Origin of the sequence: Lentimicrobium sp. L6, from assembly GCF_013166655.1 — a bacterium.
Lineage (GTDB): Bacteria > Bacteroidota > Bacteroidia > Bacteroidales > UBA12170 > UBA12170.
The window spans coordinates 68,195-75,838 of sequence record NZ_JABKCA010000014.1 but is presented as its reverse complement, the minus strand read 5'-3'; the positions used below and the strand labels follow the sequence as shown (position 1 = coordinate 75,838).

Here is a 7,644-nt window from a genome sequence, read left to right as displayed (position 1 = left end):
AACACATATATTTGAACCTAAATTAAAATAGTCCGATTAATAGGGGGCTAGACCACCGATAGTTCTGATCCGTATGACCATGAGTAGAAATGTAAATATTTATTTGCTTCACCCCCTTCGAGTGCAGGAGTTATCAATAAAAGATTTGCTTCTAAATCATTAACATTTACAAGTTTAACACATTTAGAATTGTCAACTCCTTGAGTATTATAAGATCTAACGTTAGCATAGGTATCGCTGGAAGCAACAATTTTATACCAATAATTTGGTATTTCGGGTTCAACACAAGATTCAAAATCTTCAAAAAAGGGCATGCTCACAGCCACATTTGATAAAGATTTGATCCCTTCTGTTTGGATTCCTATAGGGGATTGATTGATAGCTCCCTGGCTAAAAGCACCATAAGAGATTATTATAAAAAGCATTGATAGTAAATTGTTTTTCATGATTTTAAGTTTAAAAATTTCATTTTTGCTGATCGAATTTATTTGATGACAAGCTAGTTTCTTCCTTTTTCATTTCAATAGTATCTATTATTTTCTTTAAGGCTTTATTCTGAATTCTTTTCTTTTCAATAAAGCGATTGAATTCTTCTAACTCATCAAATTTTTCTTTTTCATCCTCTGATGACGATTTCTTTTTTGCCATTTACGTAGTTTGGTTTTTACTGTTGATGCAAATATGATAAGGAATATGCTATGGAAAAAACATAACGCTCATACAAAACAATAACAAGGTATATTTGAGCCCATTACAAAAACAATATGATCAAGAAAACCACCATAACAAAAACCATACAGGCTTCATTTTATAGTTGGTTTATAAGGTTTTGGGAATTTCCTCAAGAATTTATGATCGATATTTTTGAATATAAAATCAATACTATAGAGGCTTTTTGATAGAAGCAGGAATGGTATTGATCCAACAAATTATGAAGCTATACCTGCGAAAGGAAGGTAATAAGGTTAACAGATGTGTTGGCGATGCCCAGTTTTTTTCGTAGGCGAGTTCGTGCCATTTCAATTGTGCTTGCTCGTTGCCCTGTTAATTCGGATATTTCTTTGGTAGACATATTTAACCTCAGAAAAGCACATATTTTTTGTTCATTGGGCGATAAATCAGGAAAGCGCTTTAGCAATTTCTCGTAAAATGCACTATGAACTTGTTTAAATCTGAGTTCAAACTCATCCCAAACATCATCTTCGGTTGATTTCTGCAATTCTTCAGCTATTTTTATAATAGCCAATTTGGTTTCATCTTTCACGGCCTTTTCTCGAATTTTCAAAAGATTATCTGCCATGTCAGATAGAATCTCATTCTTACGCATTAAGCTCATTACATTGGAAGTGAGTTCTTTGTTTTTTAAGTGTATTTCTGCCTCAAGTTTTTGCCGTTCAATTTTTTCTAATCGGCGTCTGTTAAACAGAACAACAATCCACAACACAAGCACAAAAAGGAGGATGGTTCCAATAATGATATAAAAGAAAACTTGTTTTTGCCTAATGTTCTTTTCTTCTTGTATTAATTTTTCATGTTCATAGAGCAATTCTAGTTTTGATAGCTTGGTAATACTGTTTTCTATATTTAGACTATCCTTCGTTTGAAACTCTTTTAAACTATATTTATAGGCATTGCTAGAGTCCCCTTTAGATATATATATAGTATGCAACCTTTGTGCGGCTTCATAGATATATTGTTTTAAATGACCTTTTTCAGCTATTTCAATAGCTTTGGAAGCATATACCAAACTCATTTCCTCATCTGAAATTTCAGAATAATAAGCAGAGATACTGGTATAGGTCACTGCAAGTTTAGGAGTATTATTTAGTTCCAAAAAAAGAGCTTCAGCCTTTCTATAATAGTGAAATGAAGAATCATATTGGTCTTCAATTAGATTAATATAACCCAGATTGGCATAATTTATTCCCAACCATAATTGGTGGCCTATTTTTTTATTGATCTTTATGGCTTCTTTAATATAAGTTCTAAAACTTTCGAACTCTCCCATATTAGAATACACCACAGCTACATTATTGAGGCCCCTTGAAATACCAATTAAATCATTTATTTCACGAGCAACCTTTAAAGATTGCAAATCATATTCCAATGCTTTTTCCGTATTCCCCAATGCTGAATATAGAAAACCTATATGGCCCAAAACCTTAACCATGCCTTTCACATTGTTTTGTTCTTCAAATATGGCAAGAGCTTGATAGTTTAAAGCGGATGGCTTTTCATATTCACCTAATTCAGTATAGTTTTTCGACAATAGTAATAATGACTCCGCATATTCATTATCTAAACTCATATTTTCAGCTAAGTCCCGAGCCTTTAAAGCAAACTCAGTGGACAACACAAGCTCTGTCATACTTAAATAAATCTCACTTAGTTGTAAATAGGCTCTCAATTTAAATTGGGGTTGCCTATTGAGTTCAGCAATTTCAAGAATTTGTTCGGAGTAATCTAGAGCTTGCTCTGGGTTATAAGTTAACAGAATATTAGACAGCTCAGTTAAAATGGTTATTTTAACTTGGGGATCATTTTTTTGATCTAATACCATTTCCAGACTATCAATATTATAAAATGATTGTGCCCATGAAAGACTCCAAAAAATGACCATTAAGCTTATCAGAAATATCCTTCTCATTTATATTTTATTATTCTCAACAAAGATAGTAATTTCATGAATAGCATAGTACAGAGTAATCTTAGAGCTCTATTTCAAATAATTAATTTTCAACAAACAACAACACACTAAGTCATTGATAATATATACAATAGGCATTCTATCTCCTTTACTGAAACCATGAAGTGTTTATACCTGACTTTTACCTTAGAGGATGGTATATTTGTATTCGAGGACTATATTTTCACTACAGAATATCATCCATTAATGTGGTTTTTTTGGTTAGGATGAAGCAGCAGTGATATTAGGTTGGCAATTTATAAATATAGAGTTAATAAATACAGCGCAAACGCATACTTTTTATTTGTCCACAGATTTATACAAACCGAAGCCAAGCAAGCTCACTGAAATTAATTGACACCGATTACAAACAGAGTTCAGCAATGCTCTACTCTGTTTGTAAAAATAATCCGTGAAATTGGTGAAATTAGCGGACATTTTTTCTGTTTTCAAATTAATCGTTAATTTTTTAACTAGACCTGAAAGTATGTGTTTACCCTGTTAATAAATAGACTTTATTTTTTTTGAATTCTATTTTGGTGTATTTTCGTAAGCTAACTTTATTAAAGATACCCACATAATAGGATTCCGAGGGTAAGGATAATAGTAAAAAAATAGACTATGAGAATTTGTTTTTTAATGTACCCATGGGAAAGTATGACAAAAGGTGACTCAACACTTCGAATGATACACGAATGTGTTAAAAGAGGTCATACTGTAGCAACGACCACTCCAGAAAGATTAGGAATACGTGAAAGTGTTACCATGGCCAATTGTGAGGTTTTTAAAAAGGATCAAAAGGTTTCTTCTAGTATCAATTCGTTTAGAAATAATGTGGAAAAATATTGGAAAAACCTTCCTTTAGCAGGCTTCGATGTGGTTTTTATGAGGGCCAATCCTCCTCTGGATCCTATTTTGTTAAATTTTCTCGATTCTATTAAAGACGATGTGTTTGTAATGAATGCCGTTAGAGGTTTAAGGGAAGCAAATAACAAAATATATACCGCTGCTTATTATGATCCTGAACATGATTTTATCCCCGTTACCCATGTTTCGAAAGATGTGGCCTATTTAAAACAAATTATCGACGAATCTGATCAAGAACAAATGATCATGAAACCTCTGGATGGATATGGAGGTAGAGGTGTTATTATCATTGAAAAATCAGCTACAAATAACATAAAATCCTTATTAGATTTCTATGTTAACCACAGTAGCCGCGATGGGAAATCACAATATGTGATTCTTCAGGAATATATACCAGGTGCAGAAAAAGGTGATGTAAGAGTGTTTATGCTAAATGGAGAACCTGTTGGTGCGCTAAAAAGAATTCCTTCCACTGGAGATATTCGCTCGAATATATCGGCAGGAGGAAGTATTGCCAAGCATAAACTCACCAAACAAGAGCTTAAATTGTGTAGAACAATTGGTGAGAAACTTGTTCGTGACGGTTTGTTTTTTGCCGGCCTTGATTTAATAGGAGGTAAATTAATCGAAGTAAATGTAATGAGTCCGGGGGCTATTACCGAATTCAATAGGCTCAATAAAACAAAACTTCAGGTTAAAATAATTAATTTTATTGAAAAGGTTGTTCAAGAGCGCAAAAAAGCAGCTGAACGAATAAATAAATAGGATTTAATAATGATTGATTAAGTTGTTTTTATGACGATAAAAGAAATGGTCACTTCTATAAAAAGTGGTAGAACATTCCAGGCTACTGCTGAGGATGGTTCGTTTACCATAAAAATAGACCGATATGTGCCTTACGTATGCACAGCTATTCATAATGGTAGTCATGTAAGACATGAGCTGTTACATAAAATGGCCCTCGATGAATACGAAAGATGGTATGAAGAAGATCCTCATACCGCTGATTTTATAGCTTCAATGCCCATTACTTTGATTGGAAACGATTCTAGATTTGAATATGAATTAAATAGAAAAGATCCGATTTATGAAGAGGCTTGGGGAAAAAAAATATGGAAAAAACCCCTAACCAAAAAAGAGGCCAATATTAGTAAACAAAAACATGCCAATTACTATAGGGTTACACATGCCCTAATCGAAAAATTAGAAAGCATGTTTGGGGCTTCATTGGTATATGACGTTCATTCCTACAATCATAAAAGATGGGATAGAGCAGTTCCTGTTTTTAATATTGGTGCTGAATGTGTTGACCTTAAAAAATATGCCGGCTTTGTTGAAAATTGGCGAAAAGAACTTGGAGAAATTCAGCTAAAAGGAATTCATGTTAAATCTAAAATTAACGATGTGTTCTATGGGAGAGGTTATAATTTGGAATATATCACTACAAATTTCAAAAACACCCTGGTTTTAGCTACGGAAATCAGTAAAATTTATTGTGACGAAGAAACAGGTGAAATATATCCTCAGATTATAAAGAACATCCAAACGAATTTTAAAAAGGCCATCCTTAATAATGCCAGTTATTTTGTTAATGAGTTAACTAACTGGAAGTTTACAGATAAAAATATGCTATTAGATAATTCTATGAACAAGAATGTTCAGAAAATCGACAAGCAACTTTTTAAACTTCTTAAAAACTTTGAATTACTCACCTATGTAAATCCGACAAATGTAAAATCAGAAAAGGAGAGGTTTTTCAAAAGCAAGTTCACTGTTAATCCTGTTTTTAAGTATAAACCCATAAAAATTAATCCCTACGAGCTAAGAAAGCAATTGCATTTAATCGATACTAAAAAGATTGAAGACATCAGTATTCGCAATCTATACGAAGCGGTGATTACGGCTAGTATCGACAAAATTAATTTATTGGCATCCTTAGGAACAGAGCAGTTTTTGTATAACTCATTGCGGTATTTTGGAAGACCAGATAGTAATGACATAAGGAATGCTGAGTATATCCTCTTATTACCCGACATAAAAGGAGAAGCAAAGAAGTTGCAACAATTTGGTGTTGACGAAGCAAAAAAACTTTTTGAGGAAACATTTGAAAAGTATGGATTTAAAGGAAATATTAGAGTAGACAAAAGTGGCATATCTTCTGTCCTAGTCCTAAATTCAACCAAAACTGTAGTTCTAAAGGAGGGTTCAAGATTTTCAAAAGTAGAATTACAATATTTAGCTGAACATGAAATTGGTGTCCATATGCTAACCACCATGAACGCCTCCCTCGATAAATTGAAAATATTTAGTATTGGCCTTCCTGTCAATACCCTTACCGGCGAAGGCATGGCCGTGCTATCGGAATATCTATCTGGAAATTTCACTATGAAAAGATTCCGAGAATTAGCACTTAGAGTTATTGCCGTGGACAATATGTGTAATGGTGCCGATTTTAAAACAGGTTTCTCCATTCTAGTAAATGACTATAATGTAAACAAAGAATCTGCTTATAAAATAATAACAAGAGTATATAGAGGTGGAGGGTTTACCAAAGACTACCTATACTTAAATGGTTTTTCTAAGCTCTTTAAATTTTGGCAAGATGGGAACGATCTCACTCCGCTTTTGGTTGGAAAAACTTCCATAGGTTTTTATAATACCATTGTAGAAATGATGGATAGAAATATTGTGGAGAAACCTAAGTATATAACAGAGAGCTTTGAACACCCTAAAACTGAGGACAACAATGCCTTATTTGAATATATCTTAAGTGGATTGAAATAAAATGAAATGCTTTGATAGAATAAAAAACAGGCTAGTAAACCTAAATGAGTCTGTTAGCCTATTTTTATGACTTGATATTCTAAAGGTATTAAACCTTCTCTAATACCACAGCAATTCCTTGTCCCACACCAATACACATAGTACATAGCGCATATTTGGCATCGGTGTTAATGAGTTGGTAATAGGCACTGGTTACTATTCTCATGCCACTCATTCCCAGAGGATGGCCTAAAGCAATAGCACCTCCAAGAGGATTGATTCTAGCATCATCATCAGCTAAGCCTAGTTCACGAGTACAACCAAGTGATTGAGCAGCAAAAGCTTCATTCAACTCTATGATATCCATATCATCTAAACTCAAACCCGTTAACTTCAATACTTTTCGTGTTGCTGGTACCGGGCCCATTCCCATAATTCTAGGTAAAACTCCAGCCGTAGCCATCCCCAAAATCTTAACTTTGGAATTTAATCCATATTTCTTTACCGCTTCTTCCGAAGCCAAAAGCATGGCACCTGCTCCATCATTAATTCCAGAAGCATTTCCTGCTGTAATGCAACCATTTGTGCCTGTTAGAGCTTTTAAACTGGCAAGCTTCTCAAGGGTTGATGGTCTTGGATGCTCATCAGCTGAAAATATAATTGGATCTTTTTTGCGTTGCGGAATCTCAACAGAAATAATTTCACGGGCTAAGCTCCCATTTTCTTGAGCTTTTTGAGCCTTATCCTGACTCCATTTAGCAAATTTATCCTGATCCTCTCGGTTGATATTAAAATCATCTGCGATGTTCTGAGCCGTCATCATCATACCTTCGGTACCATATAATTGGTCCAGCTTTTTATTGATGAATCTCCATCCCATGGTAGTATCCTCAAGCTTTTGACTACGACCATAAGGTCCTTCAGCTTTTCCAATAACAAAAGGAGCTCTCGACATGCTTTCTACTCCGCCAGCAATAATCAATTCTGCCTCTCCTGCTTTAATAGCTCTGGCACCGCTTCCTATGGCATCCATTCCTGAACCACAAAGTCTGTTTATGGTATTAGCAGGAACTGTTTCTGGTAAGCCAGACAAAAGAGAGGCCATGCGCCCTACATTTCTATTGTCTTCACCAGCTTGATTGGCACAACCCATTAAAACATCATCAATAGCTGTCCAATCCATTTCTGGGTTTCTATCCATTAAGGTTTTTAGCGGAATAGCAGCCAAATCATCTGCTCTTAATGAAGCTAAGGAGCCTCCGTATCTACCAACAGGAGTTCTGATGGCATCGCATATATATACGTTTTTCATAGTTTTTTATATTTTG

General features: G+C 34.3%; 7 protein-coding genes. 3 read left to right on the top strand and 4 right to left on the bottom strand.

The genetic code is table 11. From position 1 onward, the window contains the following. Positions 1–47: 47 nt before the first annotated feature. The 3 genes from HNS38_RS05410 to HNS38_RS05400 all read right to left on the bottom strand — a co-directional run bounded on the left by HNS38_RS05410 (position 48) and on the right by HNS38_RS05400 (position 2,647). Positions 48–446 carry a hypothetical protein gene (locus HNS38_RS05410; protein ID WP_172346118.1) on the bottom strand — a complete coding sequence of 133 codons (399 nt, stop codon included), beginning with the start codon at positions 444–446 and terminating at the stop codon, positions 48–50. Positions 447–465: 19 nt separating this feature from the next. Next, positions 466–648, bottom strand: a complete 183-nt coding sequence (locus HNS38_RS05405; RefSeq protein ID WP_172275981.1) for a hypothetical protein — start codon at positions 646–648, stop codon at positions 466–468. Positions 649–937: 289 nt separating this feature from the next. Next, complete coding sequence (locus HNS38_RS05400) at positions 938–2,647, bottom strand: tetratricopeptide repeat protein (RefSeq protein ID WP_172275979.1); 1,710 nt, start codon at positions 2,645–2,647, stop codon at positions 938–940. Positions 2,648–2,761: 114 nt separating this feature from the next. On the opposite strand from HNS38_RS05400, the gene HNS38_RS21065 reads away from it, so the two are divergent. The 3 genes from HNS38_RS21065 (at position 2,762) to HNS38_RS05390 (ending at position 6,337) form a co-directional block, all read left to right on the top strand. Continuing rightward, positions 2,762–2,917, top strand: coding sequence for a glycoside hydrolase family 47 protein (locus HNS38_RS21065; protein ID WP_371823811.1), 156 nt, complete (start codon positions 2,762–2,764; stop codon positions 2,915–2,917). Positions 2,918–3,307: 390 nt separating this feature from the next. Further along, positions 3,308–4,318 carry a glutathione synthase gene (gshB, locus tag HNS38_RS05395; RefSeq protein WP_172275977.1) on the top strand — a complete coding sequence of 337 codons (1,011 nt, stop codon included), beginning with the start codon at positions 3,308–3,310 and terminating at the stop codon, positions 4,316–4,318. Between the two features lie 30 nt (positions 4,319–4,348). Then, on the top strand, positions 4,349–6,337 hold the full coding sequence (locus HNS38_RS05390; protein WP_172275975.1) for a tyrosine/phenylalanine carboxypeptidase domain-containing protein: 1,989 nt from the start codon (positions 4,349–4,351) through the stop codon (positions 6,335–6,337). Between the two features lie 88 nt (positions 6,338–6,425). On the opposite strand, the gene pcaF is transcribed toward HNS38_RS05390, so the two are convergent. Continuing rightward, positions 6,426–7,628 carry a 3-oxoadipyl-CoA thiolase gene (pcaF, locus tag HNS38_RS05385; protein ID WP_172275973.1) on the bottom strand — a complete coding sequence of 401 codons (1,203 nt, stop codon included), beginning with the start codon at positions 7,626–7,628 and terminating at the stop codon, positions 6,426–6,428. Positions 7,629–7,644 lie beyond the last annotated feature (16 nt).